The sequence below is a fragment of the Lactobacillus sp. IBH004 genome, assembly GCF_026185255.2.
In the GTDB taxonomy this organism is placed as follows: domain Bacteria; phylum Bacillota; class Bacilli; order Lactobacillales; family Lactobacillaceae; genus Lactobacillus; species Lactobacillus melliventris.
In genome coordinates, this window is sequence record NZ_CP110217.2 from 56,824 (window position 1) to 80,824 (window position 24,001).

At 35.0% G+C, this 24,001-nt stretch carries 26 protein-coding genes; 22 read left to right on the forward strand and 4 right to left on the reverse strand.

Going from position 1 to position 24,001, the window contains the following annotated elements; translation table 11 throughout:
• Positions 1-88: 88 nt before the first annotated feature.
• From LDX54_RS00260 to LDX54_RS00280, 5 genes are all read left to right on the forward strand, one after another.
• Complete coding sequence (locus LDX54_RS00260; protein ID WP_265667234.1) at positions 89-304, forward strand: hypothetical protein; 216 nt, start codon at positions 89-91, stop codon at positions 302-304.
• A 394-nt stretch (positions 305-698) separates the two neighbouring features.
• Entirely contained in the window at positions 699-1,655 is a 957-nt protein-coding gene (locus LDX54_RS00265; RefSeq protein WP_265667233.1) for an NAD(P)-dependent oxidoreductase, read from the forward strand.
• A gap of 191 nt (positions 1,656-1,846) precedes the next feature.
• Positions 1,847-1,996 carry a helix-turn-helix domain-containing protein gene (locus LDX54_RS00270; protein WP_281214429.1) on the forward strand — a complete coding sequence of 50 codons (150 nt, stop codon included), beginning with the start codon at positions 1,847-1,849 and terminating at the stop codon, positions 1,994-1,996.
• A complete protein-coding gene (locus tag LDX54_RS00275; RefSeq protein ID WP_265667232.1) occupies positions 1,983-2,441 on the forward strand; it encodes a hypothetical protein in 459 nt (152 codons plus the stop codon). Before LDX54_RS00270 ends, LDX54_RS00275 begins: the two co-directional genes overlap by 14 nt.
• Positions 2,442-2,626: 185 nt before the next feature.
• Positions 2,627-4,198, forward strand: coding sequence for an ABC transporter ATP-binding protein (locus tag LDX54_RS00280; protein ID WP_265667231.1), 1,572 nt, complete (start codon positions 2,627-2,629; stop codon positions 4,196-4,198).
• A gap of 108 nt (positions 4,199-4,306) precedes the next feature.
• Here the strand turns inward: LDX54_RS00280 and LDX54_RS00285 are convergent, their stop codons facing one another.
• Positions 4,307-4,699, reverse strand: coding sequence for a hypothetical protein (locus LDX54_RS00285; protein ID WP_046324036.1), 393 nt, complete (start codon positions 4,697-4,699; stop codon positions 4,307-4,309).
• Between the two features lie 165 nt (positions 4,700-4,864).
• Between LDX54_RS00285 and LDX54_RS00290 the strand changes: the two genes are divergently transcribed.
• The 10 genes from LDX54_RS00290 (at position 4,865) to LDX54_RS00335 (ending at position 14,710) form a co-directional block, all read left to right on the forward strand.
• Positions 4,865-5,356: a PTS sugar transporter subunit IIB gene (locus tag LDX54_RS00290; RefSeq protein ID WP_046324037.1), complete on the forward strand. Its 492-nt coding sequence runs from the start codon at positions 4,865-4,867 to the stop codon at positions 5,354-5,356.
• A gap of 1 nt (position 5,357) precedes the next feature.
• Complete coding sequence (locus LDX54_RS00295) at positions 5,358-6,191, forward strand: PTS sugar transporter subunit IIC (protein ID WP_046324038.1); 834 nt, start codon at positions 5,358-5,360, stop codon at positions 6,189-6,191.
• On the forward strand, positions 6,181-7,014 hold the full coding sequence (locus LDX54_RS00300; protein WP_046324039.1) for a PTS system mannose/fructose/sorbose family transporter subunit IID: 834 nt from the start codon (positions 6,181-6,183) through the stop codon (positions 7,012-7,014). Before LDX54_RS00295 ends, LDX54_RS00300 begins: the two co-directional genes overlap by 11 nt.
• Positions 7,015-7,296: 282 nt before the next feature.
• Positions 7,297-8,307 carry a substrate-binding domain-containing protein gene (locus tag LDX54_RS00305; RefSeq protein WP_046324040.1) on the forward strand — a complete coding sequence of 337 codons (1,011 nt, stop codon included), beginning with the start codon at positions 7,297-7,299 and terminating at the stop codon, positions 8,305-8,307.
• A 15-nt stretch (positions 8,308-8,322) separates the two neighbouring features.
• Entirely contained in the window at positions 8,323-9,750 is a 1,428-nt protein-coding gene (locus tag LDX54_RS00310) for a DUF4874 domain-containing protein (RefSeq protein ID WP_265667229.1), read from the forward strand.
• 13 nt (positions 9,751-9,763) lie between these two features.
• A complete protein-coding gene (locus LDX54_RS00315) occupies positions 9,764-9,964 on the forward strand; it encodes a hypothetical protein (RefSeq protein ID WP_265667228.1) in 201 nt (66 codons plus the stop codon).
• Positions 9,965-10,013: 49 nt separating this feature from the next.
• Positions 10,014-11,231: a DUF4874 domain-containing protein gene (locus LDX54_RS00320; protein WP_265667227.1), complete on the forward strand. Its 1,218-nt coding sequence runs from the start codon at positions 10,014-10,016 to the stop codon at positions 11,229-11,231.
• Between the two features lie 230 nt (positions 11,232-11,461).
• Positions 11,462-12,580, forward strand: coding sequence for an ABC transporter permease subunit (locus tag LDX54_RS00325; protein WP_265667225.1), 1,119 nt, complete (start codon positions 11,462-11,464; stop codon positions 12,578-12,580).
• Entirely contained in the window at positions 12,577-13,839 is a 1,263-nt protein-coding gene (locus tag LDX54_RS00330; RefSeq protein WP_265667224.1) for a tellurium resistance protein TerC, read from the forward strand. Before LDX54_RS00325 ends, LDX54_RS00330 begins: the two co-directional genes overlap by 4 nt.
• A 1-nt stretch (position 13,840) precedes the next feature.
• Complete coding sequence (locus LDX54_RS00335; RefSeq protein ID WP_174794535.1) at positions 13,841-14,710, forward strand: ABC transporter ATP-binding protein; 870 nt, start codon at positions 13,841-13,843, stop codon at positions 14,708-14,710.
• Here LDX54_RS00335 and LDX54_RS00340 read toward each other — a convergent pair.
• A complete protein-coding gene (locus tag LDX54_RS00340; protein ID WP_265667223.1) occupies positions 14,707-15,552 on the reverse strand; it encodes a helix-turn-helix transcriptional regulator in 846 nt (281 codons plus the stop codon). The genes LDX54_RS00335 and LDX54_RS00340 overlap by 4 nt on opposite strands.
• A gap of 140 nt (positions 15,553-15,692) precedes the next feature.
• Between LDX54_RS00340 and LDX54_RS00345 the strand changes: the two genes are divergently transcribed.
• The 4 genes from LDX54_RS00345 (at position 15,693) to LDX54_RS00360 (ending at position 19,540) form a co-directional block, all read left to right on the forward strand.
• Positions 15,693-17,291: an ABC transporter ATP-binding protein gene (locus tag LDX54_RS00345; RefSeq protein ID WP_265667222.1), complete on the forward strand. Its 1,599-nt coding sequence runs from the start codon at positions 15,693-15,695 to the stop codon at positions 17,289-17,291.
• On the forward strand, positions 17,281-17,559 hold the full coding sequence (locus tag LDX54_RS00350; protein ID WP_265667221.1) for a DUF2087 domain-containing protein: 279 nt from the start codon (positions 17,281-17,283) through the stop codon (positions 17,557-17,559). The genes LDX54_RS00345 and LDX54_RS00350 overlap by 11 nt, the downstream gene beginning before the upstream one ends.
• A gap of 502 nt (positions 17,560-18,061) precedes the next feature.
• The gene (locus tag LDX54_RS00355; protein WP_265667220.1) at positions 18,062-18,820 is read left to right on the forward strand and encodes a hypothetical protein; all 759 of its coding nucleotides are present in this window, start codon (positions 18,062-18,064) and stop codon (positions 18,818-18,820) included.
• A 15-nt stretch (positions 18,821-18,835) separates the two neighbouring features.
• On the forward strand, positions 18,836-19,540 hold the full coding sequence (locus tag LDX54_RS00360) for an ATP-binding cassette domain-containing protein (protein ID WP_265667219.1): 705 nt from the start codon (positions 18,836-18,838) through the stop codon (positions 19,538-19,540).
• Positions 19,541-19,683: 143 nt separating this feature from the next.
• Here LDX54_RS00360 and LDX54_RS00365 read toward each other — a convergent pair whose 3' ends face one another.
• Positions 19,684-20,238 (reverse strand): TetR/AcrR family transcriptional regulator, encoded by a 555-nt coding sequence (locus tag LDX54_RS00365; protein ID WP_265667218.1) that lies wholly within the window; start codon positions 20,236-20,238, stop codon positions 19,684-19,686.
• A gap of 113 nt (positions 20,239-20,351) precedes the next feature.
• On the opposite strand from LDX54_RS00365, the gene LDX54_RS00370 reads away from it, so the two are divergent.
• Positions 20,352-21,317 carry a nitronate monooxygenase gene (locus tag LDX54_RS00370; protein ID WP_265667217.1) on the forward strand — a complete coding sequence of 322 codons (966 nt, stop codon included), beginning with the start codon at positions 20,352-20,354 and terminating at the stop codon, positions 21,315-21,317.
• A gap of 301 nt (positions 21,318-21,618) precedes the next feature.
• On the opposite strand, the gene LDX54_RS00375 is transcribed toward LDX54_RS00370, so the two are convergent.
• Positions 21,619-22,161, reverse strand: a complete 543-nt coding sequence (locus LDX54_RS00375) for a PAS domain-containing protein (protein WP_265667215.1) — start codon at positions 22,159-22,161, stop codon at positions 21,619-21,621.
• 117 nt (positions 22,162-22,278) lie between these two features.
• Here LDX54_RS00375 and LDX54_RS00380 point away from each other — a divergent pair, with 117 nt between their 5' ends.
• Positions 22,279-23,172 (forward strand): LysR family transcriptional regulator, encoded by an 894-nt coding sequence (locus LDX54_RS00380; RefSeq protein WP_265667214.1) that lies wholly within the window; start codon positions 22,279-22,281, stop codon positions 23,170-23,172.
• A gap of 272 nt (positions 23,173-23,444) precedes the next feature.
• The gene (locus LDX54_RS00385) at positions 23,445-23,936 is read left to right on the forward strand and encodes a PTS glucose transporter subunit IIA (RefSeq protein ID WP_046324058.1); all 492 of its coding nucleotides are present in this window, start codon (positions 23,445-23,447) and stop codon (positions 23,934-23,936) included.
• Positions 23,937-24,001 lie beyond the last annotated feature (65 nt).

The following is a 24,001-nucleotide window of genomic DNA, read 5'->3' on the forward strand; positions in this document are numbered from 1 at the left end:
CTCCTGCTTTGTGCTAAAACAGATATAAGTCCAGCACGTGATGCTAGAAGAATAGTAAAAATAATTTTTTAGGCAGGAGAAAATAATAATGAAAAATATTCAAAGACTAACTACTATATTGGCGATTATTTTGTGGCTTGTTGTGATTGGTATTTTTGCAGTTGCTATCTCTAACAATCAGTTGTGGAGTATGGCTCCGGTTATTGCATATAACCGACCGCAAAACGCTCTTGGCTGGCTGATTGTAGCTGCTATTGCGGCAACAGCGGTCAGTGTAATTTTAAAACTGACAAGGGATAAGTAAGATAAAAAGGGAATATTGTGCTATTAAAATTGTCCTAAATAATATGCAATCGGAAAAGGAAAGCTGCTAGTTTTATTTTTGAACCAGCTCATAGAAACCTAGCGCACAAAAGAGTATTTTTCTCAGAATAAACGTTCACAAGTTATTTGTTTGAGACTATTTCATTATATTAAACGGAAACAACCCTTAAGAAGTTGCCGCTGCAATAAGCAAAAGAACATAAATAAGACAAAACACCTGATAAGATTTGAATATTGTCAGGTGTTTTTGATGGGAGAGTAATACTAAAGTATAATTATCATTAAGTTAATAATAATTATGATGGCTCAATTTAAAACTTTTTAGATAATGATCAAATAAGAGAAAAATACTTGTGAACCAAAGGAGGCTAAAAATGAGTAAGACAAAAGTTTTGGTAACTGGTGTTGTCCCAGAAGCTGGTCTAACGGAGTTAAAAAAGAATTTCGCAGTAACTTGTAAACCAGAAACAGCGGGTAGAGCGTGGGTTTTAGCTCATTTAGCTGAATATGATGGTTTGATACTCACTGGAATGAAGGGCGATCGGGAACTGATAGATGCCGGCACTAATTTAAAAATTATTACTGCTAATGGCGTTGGCTTTGATCACATTGATATTGATTATGCAAAGCAAAAAGGAATTGTTGTGGCCAATTGTCCTAAAAGTGTCCTCATCCCCACCGCTGAAATGACATTTGCCTTACTTTTAGCAACCGTAAGACGCCTGCATTTTTATGATAAAACTATTCGCACTGACAAATGGGTTAATGTTTCTAAACCGGAAAATATGGGGACGGGACTCCAGGGAAAAACGCTTGGTATTTACGGTATGGGGCGCATTGGTTCTCAGGTAGCAAAGTATGCCCAAGTTTTTGGTATGAAAGTTATTTACCATAATAGACATCGTTTAAGTTCTCAAGAAGAAGCAAAGAAGAATGTTCATTACGTGGATTTTGCTACTCTTGTTAAAACAGCAGATGTGATTACCCTGCATGCTCCGGCAACTCCTTCTACGACTGGCGTTTTCGATGCTCAAGTATTTAAGCAAATGAAAAAGACGGCTTATATTATCAATGTCGCCCGAGGTAAGCTAATTAAACAAAATGATTTAATTGCCGCTTTGCAAAACGGTGATATTGCTGGAGCAGGGTTAGATGTCTATGAAACTGAACCCAAGGTGCCACAAGCACTCTGCGCATTAGACAATGTAATTTTGTCACCTCACGCGGGTTCAGGGACGCTCGCTGCCCGCACAAATATTACTACTGAGGCTTCACAAAATCTCATTTCATATTTAAGGGATCACAAGCCATTAAACCAAGTTAATAAGTAATTTTTTAATTAGTAAAAATAATCATGAATAAAAACCAAGTTTTTGCTTGGCTTTTTTCTTTTACTGTAATAAAATATGAAGTTAACTACATGAAGCCAACTTCATATTGTTAAGAAGGTGAGATTATCAAAAATTTAGTTAAGGAAAATAGAAAAAAGCTGCACTTAACGCAACGTGAACTTGCCGCTAAAGTGGATGTCACTGAACGAACGATTATCTCAGTAGAAAATGGTAAATACAAGCCCTCACTCATCTTGGCGTATAAACTAGCGCAAGTTTTTAGGACCGATATTGCAACCTTATTTTGTTTACAGGAATATATAGAAAATGAAGAAGAATAAGAAAAGAAAGATCAAATATTATTTCGCAGCATGCTTTTTTACATTTTTAGCACTTCTTGAGTTAGTGCTGATCAGTTTAGAGGTTCTGCAGCACCGCAGGCAAACCGATATACCGAAAAATATTATTTATGCAGTTTTTGCTATTAGTTTTGCTTTTTATCTTTATTATAAAGCCAAAACTGTGGGCACAGATGAAGATGATGAAGATGAGCGTGAAGAGTTTATTGCAGTGAAAACCGATCACCAAATGTATAAAATAGCTAACTGGTTAATTTATATTCTGAGCCTGGTCTTTATAACTAGCGCAGCGTTCATGTATGAAGCTCAAGGCTTTACGACACCGGTCATAATATTGACAACCATTGCTGCTACTTTAAGCGTCTTATGGAACTTATTATTGTTAATTGAAATGATTATAGGTATTACTAATGAACTTAGAAATTAGTAAGGCCTAAATATTTATAAGGATATAAAACTGGTTTTGCATTTTAGTATAAAATTTGTCCCACTTACTTTCCTAATAGTGACCTCTTAGTCAAATAGTATTGTAATCAAAGTCTTTCTCAAGTTTAATTAATTTATCATCTTTATGAATGAAAAAATTATTAACAAAACTGAGGGAGAAAAATAATGATTTACCATAACTATTCACATTTAAAATTCTTTTGGCTCAATGTTTTCGGTTTGATATACAGTGCTTTAAATATCTTTGCTGCTTATATGCTTAGTAATTTGATCAATATGGCAACTAAGAGACAATTTTCAGCTTTACCTTCTTTAATGCTGCAGATCATAGTAGCGCTGACTATAATCTTAATTTCAGGCTTATTATTTAATTACTTAAAAACCGATGCAGTTAAGCAAATTAACACTAAGTTGAGAACTAAAGTGTTAAAGGGGATGCTGCTAAATAAAGAAGAAGACAGCTCTAATTTAGGCTTTTTAACTAACGACTTTAAGTTATTAGAAACTAATCGTTATGAAGCTGAAATTGAAATTCTGATCTATGCCTATACCGTTATTTTAGCGCTAGGTTATGCTTTATATCTAAACTGGTTTGTTACCTTAATTTATTTCGTAGGCTCAGCAATCCCTACAATTGTGTCTAACTTTTTTCAAAAACCAATTCAAAAAGCTTCAGGTGATTGGACTAAGGCCAACGACAAGTATGTCAGCCAAACCAAAAACATTTTAGCTGGCACCGGAACTTTTAACTTATACGGCAAGCAAGACAATGCTGTTAAGCAGAATAAGCGTGTCGTTGATCGCTTGGAAGAAAAACTGGCCAAAATGAATGTGCTGAATAATAATACTAATACCTATCTTAATGTTATTGCGATTGCCAGTGCCTTTTTACTACCATTTGCTTTTGGGTCATTTCTGGTAGTCAATGGTCAAATAACTTTGGGAGCTTTATTTGCCATTACCCAGCTTTCTAACTCATTTGTTAACCCTATCCTGCAAATTTTAAATGAACGAAACAATTTATCTACCACTAAGGGTATCGTTAACAAGATCAAGCAGTTTATTGCTAAAGGTGAGCAAAAACCCCAAAACGATGTTGTCACTGACGACTTTAAGCAATTAGAAGTGAAAAATCTGACTTTAAAGCGTCAGGGTAAAGAATTAGCTAGTCAAATTAATTTTGCAGTCGCAAAAGGACAAAAAGTTGCGGTCATTGGACCGTCCGGCTCTGGTAAATCCACCATGCTCCAATATTTAATGTATGGTGATTACGGCCAAGCACAAGAAGAGTTGCTTAATCAAAAAGCAGTACAACCGGGCTCTTTTACCAACCTGTTTGCATATTCAAGCCAAAGTGCGGTCATCTTTGCCGACTCATTATGGTTTAACCTTACGTTAGGTGCGGACATCCCGCGAGAAAAAGTTACAGACGTGTGTGAACATTTAGAACTGGGACAGCTGGTTAAAGAAAAAGGTTTTAACTATCAATTAGGTGATAATGCCGACCAATTATCTGGCGGGCAATTAGCTCGAATTGAATTAGCAAGGGCAATTTTAGCCAAACGACCAATTTTATTACTGGACGAAGTCAATGCCTCACTAGATAAGGCTACTTCTCAAGCAATTCATAATTATCTGTTTGACTCAGACTTTACTTTCATTGAGGTTATTCACCACTATGAACCGGCAGAACTGAAGCGTTATGATGCCGTAATTGATTTCAATGATTATATCTAGAATTTATATTTCGAAAAGAGCCATAGTTAACAAAAGCTTACTTTCTGAAAAAGAAAATAAGCTTTTTTGCATATAAAAGTTAAAACTGCAACATTTGCTGACACTTAATTAAATTTCTTCGATAAGTAAACCACAGCGGAAATTGAAAACTAATTCAATAAGTAAAAAGATTAAAAAAATAATAATAGCTGAAACGTTTTGTGAAAAAGGAACATAGCTTTTAATCATTGGCGGAATTAACAATAAGGCTGCGACCATGACAGCTATTAAGACTGAGGATTTGGGATTAGGAATAACTTTATAATGAGCGTCAGTCTTATTAATAACCATTTTGGGCGAGCGATTTAGACCGCCTTGGGTAAGTTGCAGTGTGTCTCCTTTTTTTAAGTTTAGTTTTAAAGCATAACCAGCAGCGATACTGCCTACCCTTAAACCATTGACTATTACAGTTGTTGGTTTACCCATTGAAATATTATTCTTTGATCGTTGAACTGTAATCATACCGGTACACTTTCTTTAATAATAGTTGTTTAAGATTAGCTTATTAATAAAACAAATCAATGTCAATATTGTTTACTAAAAAAAATAATGTTTACAAAACAAAATATATAAACTATAATTTTAGTGTAAGTGATGTAAGCGATAACAAGAAGGAGGTAATGAATTGTGCAATTAGTAAATGTCAGAGTTGATAGCCGTCTGATTCATGGTCAAGTAGCTCGTGTGTGGACTGGGCAATTAGGAGCAGAAAGATTAATGGTCGTTGGCGATAAAGTATCTAAAGATGACTTGGAAAAAACTGCTTTGAAATTAGCTCGTCCTACCCAGGCAGCTTTAAGTATTTTGCCACCGGATCGTGCAAGTAACAATATTGTTCAGGGCCGCTACGCCGACCAAAAAATATTTATTATTACACGTGAACCGGAAGCTCTGGTTCAGATGGTTGATGCAGGAGTACCAATTAAAGAAGTTAACGTTGGTAACTTGCCAAGTGGTGAAGGCAGACTGCAACTGTTCAAGAGCGTGGGAGTAAATGACGAAGAAATAAAGGCTTTTAAAGAACTTGATGCTCGGGGAGTAAAGCTTTACCACCAGATGGTCCCGAACGATTCTAGAGAAGACTTTATGTCTGAATTAAATAAACGGATGGAGAAATAATATGAATTCATTGAGTGTAGTTCAAATAATTTTGCTGTCTTTGTTCGCTTTCTTCCAAATCAATGAAATTATCACAGTTGGTATTGGTTTTGGTAACCCAGTTAATGCTGGATTAATTGCAGGACTAATTGTCGGCGATATGAAATTAGGTTTGGCCGTAGGAGCAACATTACAGTTAATGATATTGGGAGTCGGTACTTTTGGTGGTGCTTCGATTCCTGATTATGCCACTGGAGCAATCATAGGTACTGCAATTGCACATATTTCAGGAAAAGGAATTAACTACGGTATTGGTGTTGCTATTCCTGTTGGCCTATTGATGGTGCAACTTGATATTTTGGCTCGTTTTGCTAATACCTACTTTGCACACAGAATTGATAAGGCAATCGATCGTAACGATGATAAAGCTGTTGTACGAAATAGTCTTTATGGGGCTATTCCGTGGGGGCTTTCACGGTCAGTGCCCGTATTATTGGTGCTAATTTTTGGTGAAGCATTTGTCAAAAATGTGCTGAATTACATGCCACAATGGTTAATGGGTGGATTAAAATCTGCCGGAACTATGTTACCAGCTGTTGGTATTGCCATCTTAATGCATTATCTGCCTATTAAGAAATTTGGTGCGTACATGATTTTTGGCTTTGTAGCTGCTGCTTACTTAAATGTGCCAATGCTTGGTGTAGCGCTGATCGGAGTCGGCTTTGCCATTAATCATTATAATTCTATCATTCATAATAAGAACCAATCTGGTGGCGACAGTAATGGCTTAGATACACAAAAAGCTGCTGAAATGGGTATTGATGATAAAGGAGTAATTACCGGTGATGAAGAATAATACTACAGAAAAAACTACGACGGAGCAAAGTCATAAGTTAACTAAAAAAGATATTCGTAGCGCTAACTTACGCTGGATTTTTACCTCTGCATTAAGCTGGAACTACGAAACTATGATGGCTCCAGGTTATGTTGGTTCACAAATGCCAATCTTACGTAAGTTGTATGGTGACAAGCCTGAAGATATGAAGAAAATGATGCGGGTGCAGTCTGAATACTTTAACACTAGTCCGCATATGGGTTCTATTATCCAAGGTGTCGATATTGCTCTTGAAGAAAAAGAGGGGATTAAGTCAGTTGACGGTGTAAGAGGTATTAAAACTGGTCTTATGGGACCATTTGCTGCCGTAGGTGATACTTTATTAGGTACCGTTCAATCAACTATCTTTGGTGCGATTGCATCATACATGGCCCTTAAAGGTAATCCGTTTGGTGCTATTTTATGGATGGTTGCACTAGGCGTTCTCTACATTTGGGCTTATACTTGGATGCCATTTGCCTACAAGCAAGGTGTCAACTTAGTTACTTCAATGAGTTCTAAGCTTAATGCACTGACTGACTCAGCAACTTTGCTGGGGGTAACGGTTGTAGGAGCTTTAATTCCAACTGTTATTACGTTAAAGATTCCGTTCATCTTTAGAGCTGGGAAAGTTTCGATGAAATTGCAGGATATCTTTAATCAGATTATGCCATCGCTTCTGCCAGTTTTACTAGTTGCCTTTATTTATTGGCTACTGGATCGCAAACATATGAACTCAACTAGAGCAACTTGGTTTGTTCTAATCTTGGCTATTGTTTTGTTCAACTTGAAAGTTGTTGCCTAATAGCATGAAATATAGAAATTAATAAGTAATCAGATTATCTGCTGAGAAAAAGCATATTACTAAATTTAAGCAGGTAAAGTAAGAAAAAACGGATGTATTTTTCAATAATAATACAACCGTCTTTTCTTTGAACTGCAAAAAATATTTGTTATCATAATTGCAAAAATGCCGTAATAGCAACAATTATGTGTAGAATATCAGGTTCTAAAAGTTTATATTTTTAAGAAATTTATATTAATAGCACCTGTTATAACACCCAAATATGAAAGACGAGAAGATAAGATGGCTAATATCAGACAGGTAGCTAAGTTAGCAGGTGTTTCAGCAAGTACAGTCTCACGAATATTAAATGATGACACTTCTTTAAGTGTTACTGATCAAACACGGACCAAAGTTTTAGCGGCTACAAAAAAATTAAATTATCATATCAAAAATAAAAGTAAAAAATGTCCAGTTGTTGGTGTATTAACAACTATGGACTTGGATCAAGTAGCAGAATATACGTATTACCAACAAATAAAACAGGGAATCATTGAAGAACTCAAAAGAGAAAAAATGACATTGAGTTCTATCTATTATTTAAATAACTCTTTGGATAGTTCATTTTGGGATGGACTGTATTATTGGGACGGCGTGATTGTTATCGGTGGCTTGTCCGAATCAGCCATTAGCGAACTAAAAAAATTAAACTCTAATATCGTCATTATTGAAGCAAGATATAAAAATAATTCCGTCAAGCTGGTTAATGCTAATTTAACTGCCGGAGTAAAAGAAGCTTTAACACAATTAGAAAAATTTGCTCAAACCAATATTGTATATGTTGGTGGTCCCCGTTATATGACTAATTTGCAAGGAGAAAAAACGCAAGCAAAAGGTGAGGTTCGTTTAAATTGCTATCGGGAGTGGATGAAACTGCATGATCAAGATGAGTGTTCAATTCTTACTCCGGGTTGGAGCATTGAAGATGGCGTCCAGGCGGGTAAAGAAATTGCACAATTACCTACTTTACCCAAAGGAATTTTAGCTGGAAATGATCAATTGGCAATTGGAATAATGCAGGAATTGCATACAAAAGGTTTTCATGCTCCTGCCGATTACCATATTATTGGGTTCGATAATATTCAAATGGCGCAATATTATATTCCCAGATTGTCATCAGTTTCTGTTCCGGAAAAAGACCTGGGTATAACTGCTGTCCATTTAATTAGAGAAGACATAATAGAAAAAAAGACGCGCGCCGCTACAACTTTATTAGAAGTTAAACTAATTTTGCGAGAAAGTACTGGCAATTAATATTGGAGGCCAATGATGTCAAATTATTATCCCAAGCAGTTAAGTGGAGATCAGACTAAGACTTTATTAATAAATCCTGATCGTGGCTTTCGCTTTGAAGTTTATTTAGATGTAAAAACAGGTAAGAGCATTTATGAATATGCTGATCAAGATGCTATCGCTGCTTTGAAAAGAGAAGCATCACTGTATACCGATGATCAGCCGCGAATAGTGCAGGTTTATTTTTACTTAACAGGTTATCAACATAAACCGCTGGATGCACAAGCTTTTAACCACATGAATGCCTTTTTTGACGAACTTGCTAAGTTAAACTTAAAGGCACTGCTGCGTTTTGCATATATTTCTGAAGATAAGAGGCCTTATAGACAAGCTCCTAGTGTGCACAGGGTACAGCAGCATTTGGAGCAGTTATCAGGTTGGCTGCAGGAACACCGCAGGCAGATTCACGCTTTACAAGCAGGAATCATTGGCCCTTGGGGTGAGTGGTCGCAACATGCTCGTGATACTACTGATGAATCAACTATTCTTCATAGTTTGTTGTTAAATTCTCCCCAAGATTTGACGGTTCAAGTACGCTACTTAAATATTAAAAACCGTAATATAAATGTTACTGAAAAATGGAATGAACAGCGAATTGGCTTTCATGATGATTTTCTAATTGGTATTGACCACGAATGGAATACGGCTGGTAAAAATCATGAATCTAATGAATACCAGCAACTATTAAGAGAATCAAAAAATACAGTTGTTGATGGGGAAAGCATTTGGTTATTTGCCAATCCTATGTATTTAGAAACAAAATATGTCGATCCAGAATTAATGACGCAAAGAATGGTTGAGAATCATTTCACTACTTTGAGTATTGCGCATAATTATCATGAAATAGAAACTAATTCATATTTTAACGTAACGCTGGAAAATGAATTAAAGAGAACTGGCAAGCCAGAAGGGCTTAAATTCCCTCAAACAGGTTCATTTGAATATTGGAAGCATGTTCCTGTTACACCGGATTTATTAGATGAAAAGCATTGGCCATATCAATCTTCATGGTTTTTGGATCAGAAAAAGCAGCCAATTAAACGAAATTATTTTGAATATTTACGTGATTATTTAGGCTATCGCCTAGAGACTACACAAATTAGCTATAATTCCGCTTTAAATGCCGCAGTTTACCTGACACTGAAAAATACAGGTTTTGCTGCACCTTTAGCTTTGGCGAAAATAGAATTGCTGGCTGTGAATAAACAGCAGGATGTTATTGGTAAAGCTTTAGTAGAAAAAAGCACTTTACAAACTAACAATGAAATAACTACGGTTATTCCATTGACTAAATCTGATCAGCCTGACAAAGTCGGAGTCAAACTGCTTGCTACTAATGGTAGTACGGCACGTCTGGCTAATGAATGTCAGTGGGCAGATGGCATCAATTGGTTTAAATTATGACCGAGGAATTATCATGAAAAAAGCATTTAAGAAACTAACTTTAATAGCTGTATTTTTAGGGCTATTTCTTTTACCAAGCCAGCAAAGTTTATTTGCAGTAAAGGCCGCAACCGTTACTGGATATGACGAAAAGCCCCTAACCGAACAACAAAATCAAGAAATGGCTAACAATACCGATCGCGGCTTTCGTTTAGAGTTAAAATATAAATGTTAAAACCGGCAAGGGTTTATGGGCTAATGCGGATAAAACCGGGATAGCGCAAATGCAAAATGCGGTGGCCACATTTGCTGCTGATAATCCGCGACTTGCACAAGTATACTTTTATCTAACAGATTATAAAAATAAGCCATTAGATCAAACTGCCTTTAATAATATGGATCAATATTTCCAAAAGTTAAAGCAATACCATTTGCAGGCTGTATTGCGCTTTGCTTATATTTGGGACGATGCTCATCCAAAGTCTCAGGAACCTACGACTGAGCAGGTAGTTGCACATATTAAACAGCTAGCACCCTGGATTGCCCAGCATCGCGATCAAATAGCGAATTTACAAGCAGGGTTTATTGGAGCTTGGGGAGAATGGGACAGCGGTGCCCGCAGCCGTATGAATGAAAAAGAAATTCTCCAGGCTATGTTAGCTAATACCCCTAAAGATTTATTTATTCAAGTGAGATATTACAATATCAAGTCACGGAATGTTGACCCGCAGAGTTCTGATTGGCAAAGAGTTGGATTCCATGATGATTACTTGATTGGTCGTCCTCATGTTTGGAATACTGCCGGTGCTGATCCTAATTCTGCTGAATGGCAGGCGATGGCAAAACAATCTCAGAGCGTACCGGTTGACGGTGAAATGATTTGGGGTTCTGCCAATGCATCAGACAATAACGGTCAGTTAATTTCTGCACCACTGATTGCTCAACGTCTAGCAGCTCATCATTTTACTTCATTGAGTATAGCTCATAATTACAAAGAAGACGGCAAGGACTATTCTTTGAGTGCTTGGAAACGGCAACTAGTAACACCTGCACTTTTAGATCAATATAAATTACCGTATCAGAAATTATGGTTTAAAGACGCTAATGATAATGAAGTAAGTCGTTCTTGGTATGAATATATCAGGGATTATCTGGGCTACCGTTTAGCTGTTAAAGATATTAGCTATCAAAATGACGAACAGAATATCGACTATCAAGTTAATCTAACTAATTATGGCCTGGCTGCTCCTGTCTTAATTAATAAAGCAGAACTAGTATTATTGGATGCAGCTAAAAATGTAGTGGCTGCTAAGGATGTAACTGATATTGCTCATTTACAGCCTTTGCAAACTTTACCAATCAAATGGCAAGTAGATAAAGCCTTAGTCAGCCAAGCAAAGTATTTAGCCTTTAAATTTACTGGTTACAGTAATACGGGAAATCGCTTGGCCAATAATATTAATTTTGCAGATGGCTATAATTATTTGCTGACACTTAATTAAATATTGTATTACTATAATTAAACATTAAAAATCCGCTGGATTACGTCTTAAAACGTTAATTCAGCGGATTTTTTAATTGATTTATAATTAAAAAACGAGATTATTTTTTGTTTTAAATTTAGCCATTATCCTTTAGAAGCCATAATAAATTTGATTAAAATATGATAAAATCATTATTAATTACTTTTGCCGGTTTCTAGTGAGTTTCATAAAGTCAGGTATTATTATTCATGAAGAGCACATATTTTAAAGCCAATTTCAATATTGCACGCAAATCCAAGAAAAACATTCTGCTAATGGGAGCCTTAATTGTGTTCATGGTTTTCTTCGTTTTATTAGTTGGAAATCAGAATCTGGGCGACAATTACCGTCAGTGGCAGTCATACTATGACTCACTGGAAATTAATATCAGCTACTTTAACGGTAACTTATTACGTAAGCAAAAATATAAGCAAACTTATGACAATTTAAACGCCCAGGAAGGTTGTATTGCCAGTCTGCAAAATGGTGAAGTTTTAGAGTCGCCACAAACATATTTAGAGAGTTCACTTAACTTATTTCAAACTATGCTTGATGGTTATCAAAATAATTATTTAGGTGCCAGCACCTTAAATGTCCCCCCTAAATACCAACTGCATCAGAGACTGGTTACATATAAATATCTTTACCGGCATCATATACCACCTGCAATGAGCTCAAAAGTATCCGTAACTTATTTAATTTATATTGTGAACTTCATAGCTGTCCTGATCTTCTTTTATATCTTGCTTATTGCTAATGATGTGTGGATGGTTAAATTAGATCATGAAACGGTTTTACGTAATATTCCGTATCGTGTGGAAGATGAAGTAAAAGGTAAAACAATGATTAATCTGGTTTTAACTTTAATACCATTAATTATTGGTTTAATTGGCGCGTATCTGTTTGCCGGCCTTCTTAACGGCTTTCGCAGTTTGAATTATCCTAATGTTTTTTATTTTAATAAAATTAGGGCAATTCCTATATGGCTGGATTGTTTAATCTTTTTGTTCTATACAGCGGTCTTGGTGGTCTTTGTGACCAGTCTGACCCTGCTTCTTAACCAACTAACCAAAAATGTTTATTTAAGTACCTTTATTGGCATTGCCCTTTATGTTTTATCTTATTTACCGAGCAAGTTGCTTAAAGCCATTATTTGGCTACCGTCTGTATACTTAAATGTTAATGATGTGCTTAACGGCACAGTGGCAAGTAAAACTGGATTTGCAGGACTAAATTTTGCCACCGCAGCAGTAATATTGTTAATTTGGTCACTTGTCTGTGTAGTTTGGTTTAGGTACTTGGTTAATAAAAAGGGGGCTGCACGATGAGATGGCGTTATTTTCTTTTCCAATTAAAGGCATTTTTGCTCAATCCTAAAAATATTGGTCTATTTATTGCTACTATTATTATGTCTCTTTATTTTGGTTTGGTCAGTGTACCCAATCATGAAGTAATTGAGCAGGTCGATGCTAAACCAATTCAAAAAGAATATATTGACGATACAGCTTTTCTCAAAGTAGCACGGCAAGAGATAGCTTATTCCAATAAACCGGGTTATTTTTATTTTCCCAGTAAGGGTGCGATAGATGCGGTTGGTACATATCCCAAAGTTTTAGCATACGATAAACAGCTTTTAAGGGCTTTAAAGAAAAATGATTTGCAAGCATATACTAGGTATGCTAGCAAACGTTATCAATATATTGATAATCTGATTCATACAGAAGGAAACCAAAATTTCTTGTATCCAGCTGCTTATAATAAAAGTAATAATTACCAGCAGGATGGGCATTTTGGTTATCAACGCACGTATCATTTATACAATGCACTTTTAGCTGGTAAAAAGAACAGGCAAACGCCGCTGAATAAAAATATTCTAGAAGAGCGCACGGCTTTGCAGGTAATGCAAAATTCGCTTTCTGGCTGGACAGTTCTAATATTAGTAGTAATAGTTTGCTTCTTTGCTGCTGATATTGTGACTAATGACCGGAAATATTATACGGTACTGGAAAATATTCCCTTAAGTAAACGAACCATTCTCTGGCTTAAAACAGGGGTTGTCGAAGTAGGAGTGCTACTAGATTTTATTGTAGCTAGTGTAATAGCTCTTCTCTGTATCGCACCTAAATATGGTATGGGGTCATTAAAATTGAATACAGTCGCCTATTTAGGGCGGATTGACTTCAAACTTATCTTTAAAACGGAAACGCTGGGTATGTATTATTTGCAATTCATTATTTTTGCAATCATTGTTTCCTTTATTTTTATCAGGCTCACAATTTTGCTGTCTTTGACTTTTCGTAATGACTATGTAGCAGGGATGCTCAGTAGTCTGTTTGCCATCAGTGCCAAAGTACTGTACTTCTCATTCGGAATGGGCTTTGTTCATCCAGTGTTGGAGAAGCTGCCCATGACTTATTTTTCAATTGGTGACAGCACTACAGGCAATTTAGCTTATTTAATGGATACTCCTGGTTGGGGCTTTAACTCAGGACTAGGGCCACTACTTATAGCTATGCTTGCCATTGAAATATTACTGTTTCTGTTTACCCAAATTAAAAGTATTCCTTTAGTTAGGCGGGGTGATTAAAATGTTAGAACTGAAAGATGTCAGATTGGCTTTTGGAAAAAATGTTGTTTTAGATGACATTAACCTCAAATTTAAACAAGGTGAAATAGTTGGCTTGGTTGCTCCTAATGGAACAGGTAAGTCAACTCTGATTAATGTTATTTTGCATAATTTAACACCGCAAAAAGGGTTTGTTGAGTATGAAGGTACACGTTATCAAAGCCAAAAAGATACGATAAAATTGCACCAGCAAATCTGCTCTTTTCCCGAGCAAAGCGATTTATTTCCTTTCATGACGGGACGGGACCATCTTAATTTATATGCTGATCTTTGGCACAATTCTGCTAAACCTGTTGACCAAATTATCGCTGACTTGCAAATGAAAAGTTATGTTGATCGGAAAGTGCAGACATATTCTTTGGGAATGAAACAGAGACTTTGCTTTGCCATGGTAGTAGCAGCTGATTCTCCAGTAATGCTTTTAGATGAGGTAATGAATGGACTCGACCCTCAGAATGTGGCTTTAATTTCACAGATACTTCTTAAATTAAAAGAAGAAAAGAAGCTGATCATTATGGCCTCACATCTTTTGTCCAACTTGCAGCAGTATGCTGATAGAGTCTTGTTTATGGGTAAGGGACATATCATTGAAGATTTAGACAATAAAAAGCAAAAAAAGCGTTATTTAAAAATGCAGTCTAGTCCTGAAGCTACTAAGCTGCTATCTGATTATCATTATGAGACTCTGCCCAATAATCTGCTACTAGTTCCTTTGGCAGAAATTACTCCGGATAAGTTGACTCAGCTGCTAGCAAACCTAGTGCAAGCTGATATTCAGTATTCGGTTGAAAGAATTGATATCGAAGACTTATTTAACAAATTTTATAATTAGTTTAGAGCTTTAACCCGATTTAATATTTGTAAAAAGTAAATAGCCGTAGTTTGCATGTTCATACTGGTTAAAAAATGAATGATAGAAACAGCTAGATCATCATTGGCAGTATTGTGAAAGGTAAGAATTGCATTTAAAAATTTGCGTCCAACAATTAGCAACATTTCGTTATCTGGTAAGTCAATCTGATTTATTTGTGTGAGCAGTTTATCTGCAAATTTAAACTGATTATTTGTAATTAAGCCGATTACACCTTCAAATAGTGCTGCTATACCAAAATGAAATGTACCTTCTCCTGCTTTTCTAATAAAAGAAATATTATTGATAACCTGAACAGAAATTTGGTAAATGATTCTGGGACTAATAATAGGGATAACATTGGCAAATAGTGAAAGAAATTCATGACCCCAAACAGTTATTTTACTTAATTGCTGGTTTAATTCATTTTGCTGGGCTATAGGAAAAATATTGTGCTGTGAAGTTTTATAATACAAACTGCAGGCAATTGCTGCATAATCGAGATCAAAAGGATCTTGGCTTAACTTGTACTTATTTAATGCCGATTGAGCCAGTTTTTCCAAATAGTCTTTATCGTGGTTGCTCCAAGATTCTTCTAAAATAAGTGCAATATGATCCTGCGGGTCTAGTTTGGCAAGTGCAATATATTCAGTTGCTGATAAACTGATTCTTTCGCATAGTTTTAATACCCGGTTAAAGTCCATATGGCCTTGATCATTTTCCCACCGGGATAGCATCTGAATGGAACAAATACCTTTAGCTGCTTCTTTAAGCGTAATATGCTGTTTTCTTCTTAATTGTTTAAATTCAATTCCTGATTGCATGTTGTTTTGTCCTTTTTGCTATATTATGGCACTTTTTTCTCATATATGAGAAAAGAAAGATATTCAAAAATTAGTCATGCTTTAATATAGCTAATCAAAAAATATCTTAACTGTTTTAATAATGAAAAAGGAGTAGAAAAATGCAATCTTCATTAAAATTTGCGCCTAAATGGAAATTAGGTGCATACACACTTTTAGCAATAGTCAGTGCGTTTGGCAATGTTGTGATTGCTTATGTCACCAAGATCATGTTAAATGCAGCGCAATATCGTCAAGGCGACAGTAGTAATTTAATTAAAATTGCTGGCATTGGTGCTGCAACAATCTTAATTATTATGTTGTCTAATTTTGTATACCGCTATATCAAGTGTTCTATTATTCAAGATGTCAATGTTTATCTTAAAGAGAAAACGATGAATTATCTGATTGAACAACGCAGTGATTCACAAAAGGACGGCTTAAGCCTGATGACCAACGATCTTAAACAAATTGAAACGTCTAAGACTACAAATGAACTAATGATCATTGCAGAATTAGCTTCTTTTCTACTGTCAGTTGTGGTTGGTTTAATCAATTCTTGGATTTTAACATTAATTTTTATGGTAACTACTTTAATTCCCGGACTGGTGCAAAGAGCATTTACCAAAACTATTCAAGCCAAAGCAAAAGTCTGGGAGACAAATAATGTTTCGTATACCCAGAGTGTGAATGACGGGCTAAACGGAGCGCAAACTGTTGGATTGTACGATGCTCAAAGTTCGACTATTAGTAAAGTCGTTAACAGTGCAAAAAGAATGGAAGAGGCATTAAAGAACTTAAACTTCACACAAGCTGCAGCGGGAGAAGTCATTATGGCTTTCGCAGATATTTTCAGCTTTATACTACCATTTTTAGTAGGTGCTATCTTAATGCTGCAAGGTCAAATTGGTGTTGGTACCTTAATTATGATAGTGCAACTATCAAATGAATTTATTAATCCGATAGTTAATATTTTTGAACAATTGAATGCAATCAAGTCTACTAAGCCGATGTGGGATAAGGTAGAGCAGGCTCTGTCTTTTTCAGCTGACAGTACTAAAAGTGCGAAAACTGGTCAATTTACTGGCTTGAAAGTTGAAGATGCCACTTATAGTCAAGGTGGAAGAAAGATTTTTGCTCATCTTAACTTGACGGTAGCACCTAACGAAAAAATTTTACTCATGGCACCTAGTGGCTGGGGTAAAACTACACTGTTAAACTTAATGTTGGGTAAAATTAAGCCAAGCGAGGGGCATGTCTTTATTGATGATAAAGATGTTACCGGTAGTTGGACCAAAGCCCACGATAATTTCAGTTACGTTAACCAAAAGCCGTTTATCTTTGATGATACAATCAAATTTAATATTTTATTAGGTCGAAAAGTTTCTGCAGCAAGTTTAGCTAAGGCAGCCGAAGCGGCGGGACTAACAGAGCTCATAGATGAAAAAGGCTGGGACTATCAAGTTGGTGAAAAGGGGGCAAATTTATCCGGCGGACAAATCCAAAGAATTGAAATTGCACGTGCTTTTCTCTCTGAACGGCCAGTATTGCTCGCTGATGAAGCTACTAGTGCCCTTGATCCGGAACTGTCACTTGCAATTCATAAAACGTTATTAAAAAAGCCTAATTTGGCAGTAATTGAAGTGGCTCATAAAATTTCTGCTACTGAAAAGTCATTGTTTGATCGAATAATTAATTTAAATGGAGAAAATGAAGAATAAAGAAGTATTAATGCGCTATATTGATGATGATGAAGTTGTTAAAGTATGGCCTGGTAAAGCCAAAAATCGGCTGCTAATTTTACAATATTTGGCAACTAAATTTGAACCAGCTAAAAAATATTCTGAGCAGGAAGTGAACCTGATTTTAATGCACTTTGTGTCAGACTATGTTACTAGAAGACGAGACCTAATTGAAAATCATCTTTTAAACAGAACGGATGACGGCAGAGTTTACTGGCTGAATGAAGAAATTGGGGTAAAGGATTAGAATTTAATTTAATATAATTAAGAACAAGTGGCACATTAACCGCTTGTCCTTTTTGTTTGGGCGAAAAGCTACAGGTTAATTTAGTAGACTTGATGCAGAAAAACAACAAAAAGAATTATTTTTCAGGTTAGCAAGTTTATTCAAGATTTTAACTTTGACTTTGATTGATCCCGATAACGTTATAATGCAGCCTTTTTAGTAAAATTTATTTTGTATAATGACAACTGCAATATCAAATAAACTAGAAAGACTAAAAGGGATATTTTTATAACTTTAAATATCAAAAATATGAAATTTAATTGACTGGCATATAAAAATAACATATAATTTTCATAATTATCGTACAGTGAAGACTAAAAAATTGACTGTTGTTGCTAAACTGAGAATCTATTTGAAATGAAAATTAGCTGAATTTTGATTCTTAGTTAAATTTGAGTACACCTTTTAGGCGATAAGCTTAAACTATTTCAAAATATTAGGTAATATTCACGGAGATTTCTATATGAAAAAAAAGTTTTATTCGCTCTACAAGATTTTCCTTATTAATGCTTTTAGCAACAAAATGGCTTTAATGTTTAACATTGTCTTTCCAGTTATATATTTTGCTATATCTAACGCTCCGGTTTTTATTAATAACTATACTGTCAGTAAGAGTAAACTAATTAGCGGCAGTGCATACTATTTTGCCTATATTGCTTTAACAACTGTTCTAAATTCAGTGATTCTGGCAATGGTTGAGTATCGTGACTATGGCTATTATAAAGTTATTTACATGGTAACCAATTCAAAATATCTAGTACTGATTAGTCAATTTTTATCGCAATGGACGTTTTTAATAATAGAATTATTTCTATTTAACTTAATTACCGCACTAATGTTTAAGTCCTTTGCCTATCTGGGTTATTTACTGTTAACCACTATCATAGCTGCGACTGTGTTGGTTTTGCCTTTAACTATGGGATTGTATTTTTTGTTAACAACAAAATTAAAATTGCAAACTTACAATATTGTCATTACATTGATTATTTTGGCTTCATTCATGGTGTCAGCTGTTGAAGCAAAAAACAAAATATTAAATTTGTTATTGCTATGTACACCTGTTAAATACCTAATGAAGGGGTATGAAGTAATAATGCAAATGTTGTTTTCTAGAATAAATTGGGCTACTCTTGTTAATTTGTTGATCGTTATTCTAATTTATGTCGTATTTGGGATGATTTTTATTGCGAAACAAAATATTTCTACAATTTTTGAAAAATAGTTGTAAGGAGACAATATGGAAATTAAGCATTTGAACTTTTCTTATAAAAATAAAGAAATCTTTGCCGATTTTAACGCAAAATTTATTGACGATCAGTTAAATGTAATAATTGGCAGTAATGGTGCTGGTAAAACGACTTTACTTAATCTTATCTATGGCTTTATTGATAGTCCTGCTACAGCTATGATAGGTTTTCCTTCTATGCCTAATATTATTTATAAATTTCAAAATATGTCTTTCTTTGATGAACTAACGGTAAAACAAGTAATAAATTTTTTTAAATCAATGAATGATCACACTGCTACAAGTACTAATGCGCAAACTAGTTTTTATAATGAGATTATAAAAGGCCTGGTAAATACCAAACTAAGGTCTTTATCCGGTGGGGAATACCAATCTGTTATGGTTTATTGTACTAGCATAATGGAGCGGGAATTATATTTATTCGATGAACCTCTTAGTGGAATTGACAGTTATATTGAAAATTTAATTCTAGACTTAATTGTATCTTTAGTTGTTGAGAAAAAGAAAAAAGTTATTATGACTTTGCACCAGTTGGATAAATTAAATTCCATGCAGGCGCATATTGTATTCGTTGGCAACAAAAAATGTGTTTTTCAAGGTACCTACAGTGAAATGTTACACATTGCAGATACAGATGATATTGATATTGCATTTAAGAAAATGCGATCAGGCAATATCTTGTTAAAGCAAGAGTAACCATCCTTTTGATTTATAAGAGGTAATAAAACTGATTAAGCTGAACAGACTATTTTGGTTTGCATGGTGTATTAATCAGCAATGCATTACTATATATTAACAAATAGAACTAAGAAGCTAATAACTACTTGGTTCTTTTTTTGTTAATTAAGAAGTGAAATAAGTCCGTGATAGCAGCTTTGGTGAATTAGTTGAGCGACTTTAGCTGGGGCAACCTTGGGATGTTTGGCCCACCATTTTTGTGTTTCTAATAAACTGACAAAATAAAGACTGGCAAAGTATTCTAAAATATCGGGAGCAATTTTTTCCTTTTGTAATATCTGCCTGATTTCTTTTTTAACATTATTTTCGATTTCGCGACTGGGATTAAATGTTGCAGTTTTGATGCTAAGCAAAAGCGGCAGAAATTTAATTTGTGGCGCTATATCATTCAGTGCAGCAATAGTTCTGGTCATGTTGTCTTTAGGTTTAAGTTCAAGTGAGTTGCGCAAACCGGCTACAAACGGAATCATATACCGGTTAATAGAAAAGCGCAGCAATTCATCTTTATTGTCAAAACAAATGTAAAAAGTTGTTCTGGCCACTTTAGTTTTTCTGGTGATATCTGAGATTGTGATTTGTTCATAATCTTTATCACTTAACAAGCTAAATAACGCGTTACTTAGGCGTAACTCTAAACTGGGATTTTGCTTTTCCATTAAGTAATGCCTTCTTCTGACTCGACAAAATTTAAATATTTGTCATTACACCTTAACCAAGGAATCGTTATGCTAATTTTAGCAAATTTATAAGTGATGGAGGTAAAAACTAAATGGTAAATAGAGTAAAAGAAGCATTAGGAATTGAAAAGCCCGTAATTCAGGGTGCAATGGCGTTTACTTCACTTTCTCCTTTAGTATCTGCAGTCTCAAACGCTGGTGGTTTGGGCGTATTGGGCTTAGGTTATATGCCTAAAGATGCCAGCATTGCAGAAATTAACAAAACTAAAAAATTGACTGAAAAGCCGTTTGCCGTTAACGCGATTATGCAAGAGGGAATTGTTGAGCAAGCAGATGAAGTATTAGCAGCAACCAAGCCGCCTGTAGTTTATGCTGATGCTATGCGGCTTAATGGCGCTTTATGCCAAAAGTATTTCCCCCGTTGGCATAAACTGGGTATGAAAATAATTGTCAAGGCCAGTTATTTGGCTGATGCGGTCACTGCAGAAAAAGCAGGAGCTGATTTGGTAGTTGTCAAAGGCTGGGAAGGTGGCGGCCATGTTTCTTTTGAGTCCACAATGGCTTTAGTACCACAAGTGGTAGCGGCAGTTAATATTCCTGTAGTAGCTGCTGGTGGTATTGTAGATGGCCATAGTGGTGCTGCAGCATTTGCTTTGGGAGCCGAAGGGATAGAAATGGGCACTGCTTTTTTAGTAGCAGATGAGTTACCGATTAATGATAAAGCAAAACAAGCAATTATTGCTGCAGGAGATATGGCTACTGCCGAAGTTTCTTATGCTAATGATGCGCCCTTTAGAATGATCGCTAATAACCTTTCTGATCAGATCAAAGACTTAGAAGCTACTCATTTGAAGGCTGAAGCAGCTCAAAAAGAAGCTGGCCTTGATGCTAAAACTATCAAAATGGGGATGTATCAAGGTGATACGCAAAATGGCGCAATTATGGTTGGTCAAGATTTGAGCCTAATTAAAGAAACAAAGTCTGTTAAACAAATTATTGCGGATGTGTTACAAGATACTAAAAACGTTCTGCACTCATTGGAAAATGTAGAGTTGTAGATTGAGTGCTAATTGTCCCCTGCAAAAATAAGGAAATGATTGCGGCACAGGGTGATGCTGTCAGGCGTCATGCGAATTTAATAAAGATAACGATTAAGAACTATTACTTTGAAAATTGGTAATTCTCTTTTTGCAACAATTTTATGCTAAAGTATAAATGTATGAATAGTTTAGCGATTCCACTGGAATCACAGAAAAAAGCTCTATCCCGACAATAGAGCTTTTTTGTTTGCTAATTATTAAAGAGTCAGTTCTCAATTAGAATCTAGGAAACATTTCAACTTAAGAATTTATATTTTATTTATGACTGGATTGAGGCACCGGAATCTACATCGGTTGCCTTTTTAGTTTCATCAGGAACCAGTTTCTGTCCCGTTTGTTTTAGGTACCAGTTAACGATTGGTAATAAATCAACAATCCATTCAGTCACGCCAGCATATTGATCATTTTTGTCAGTCATATTCTTAAAAGAGGCAACCATATATTCGTTATCACTTGGTTTAATAAGTTTATAGGTTTTGCCAGTTTTGGCGTAATCCATTATTTCTTGAACATGAGGCATTGAAGTCTTTTTGTGAACTTCAGATAAAGTTTGGCCAAGTTTTTCAGGCCACCGAGGTGAAAGTAACATTTTCTTAGGAATTTCATTATTGCAATAGACATAACGATCGTCTTTGTCAATAGTAATTAATTCAAGCGGCAGACAATTGAGCAATGCGTCGATTTGGTCAACTGTTAATAGTCCTTGATCTAATTCTACATAATCTGAGCCCTTAGCAGCATTAGCTTTTTTAGCTGTTTCGGCAATCCAGGCACTGGTAGCTTCTTCTGTATGTTTAACCATTTTTGATCTCCTTATTTATTATATAAACCGTTTACAAAAATAGTATATTTTATTTATACTTATAAGTGAAATTAATATCAGTTATTAATAATAGAAATAAGTTATAAGGAATAAGATATGGATATAAAGAAACTTGTTACTTTTGTTAATTTAGTTGAAACAAAAAATTTTACAAAAACTGCTAAGGCAATTCATGCTACGCAGCCAACTGTCACACATGATATTAATGCTATTGAGGATGAGATTGGTGTCAAATTATTTAATCGCAACAAGCGCTATGTTAATGTAACGAAAAATGGTGAAGCTTTTTATCAAAAAATCAGGCCATTAATTAATAACTATAATTCTGCAGTACAGGAGATTCAGGAAAAAGATAAAGAAGAAAGATTGCAAATAAATTTTGGCTATTCATATAATCCTTTTAATGATAAATATATTCCCCTTTGGCTAAGTCAATTTCAAAAAAAGTTTCCTCTAGCTAAATTTGTACTGGTAAATTTGAATCGCAACGAATTAAAGCAGCAATTGGTGTCTAATAATTTGGATGTTATGCTGACAACTGGATTGGAAGCTGAAGATTTAAATAATATTAAGGTCTATCCAATTGAAACAGAGCCGTTCAAAGTAATTGTCCCTCGAAATAACCCTTTGAGTAAAAAAAGTATAATTAAATTGACGGATTTTCAGAGTGAAAAACTACTGTTTTTAGATAACAGATGGGCAGCGACAGATATCATTAATTTACAAAATAAGATTATTCATCTGAATAGAGATTTAAATATTACTTATGCCGCTGAAATATCTTCTTTAAATGTTTTGCTTAAGGCAAATCAAGGTCTGGGATTAGGTCTTTACTGTATTTATCCTGAACTTGACAGCAGCTTAGCCTATGTTCCCCTTGACTGGGAACCGCAAGTTGATTTAGTAGCCATTACGCAGAAAGATAATAAAAAAAGAATTGTTTATCAGTTTATCAAGTTTATTCAAGATTTTAATTTTGATTTTGAATAGTACAAAATTCACTTGTTAAAGATTAGATTAGAGAGAAGTCCCTTTACTTTTATATATTGAACGTTTTTGTGAGTTAGATATGAACAGCTGCTATATTGAGAGTTAACGGAAAAAGCACTTTTGGAGCAATTTTCTTAAAAAACAGGAAAATGTTTTTTCATTACTAGTTTTTCTTGATTAAAAGTATATATTTGTTAATAGTTAGAAAGCTAAAATTGTAATAAAACATGAAATTAATTACTTAAGGTTAATGAAAGTAGAAGGTCAGAAGAATGTTTAAGTGGTTTGGTAAGAAACAAGAGAAGCAGGAAGACTTTACGGTCACTGCACCAATTAGTGGCAAACTTGAAAAGATTGAAAAAGTAAACGATCCGGCTTTTGCACAAAAAATGCTGGGAGATGGTTTTGCCATTATTCCTGATGAGGATAAAGTAACCGTTTATGCACCTGTAGCAGGCAAAATTGAGGCTCTTCCCAAGACAAAGCATGCTGTAGGTATTAAAACTGCACAAGGTGTCGAAATTCTTATTCATATTGGGATTGATACTGTGAACTTAAAAGGAGAAGGCTTTGAAGTGATGGTAAACCAAGATGACGAGGTAACTCAAGGTCAAAAATTAGAAGTATTTGATAAGAACGTAGTAACGGATAACAATTTAGACCCTACTGTCATTGTTGTGTTCACTAGTGGATATGAAAAAGAAATCAAACTGAACCAGGACGATGGTGCAGAAGTTAAAGCTAATGATTTACTTATTGGCTAGACGTTTTTGATAAACAAAAATAGATTCGATTTTCAAAGATAATACCTCCAAATTTAGGACAAATT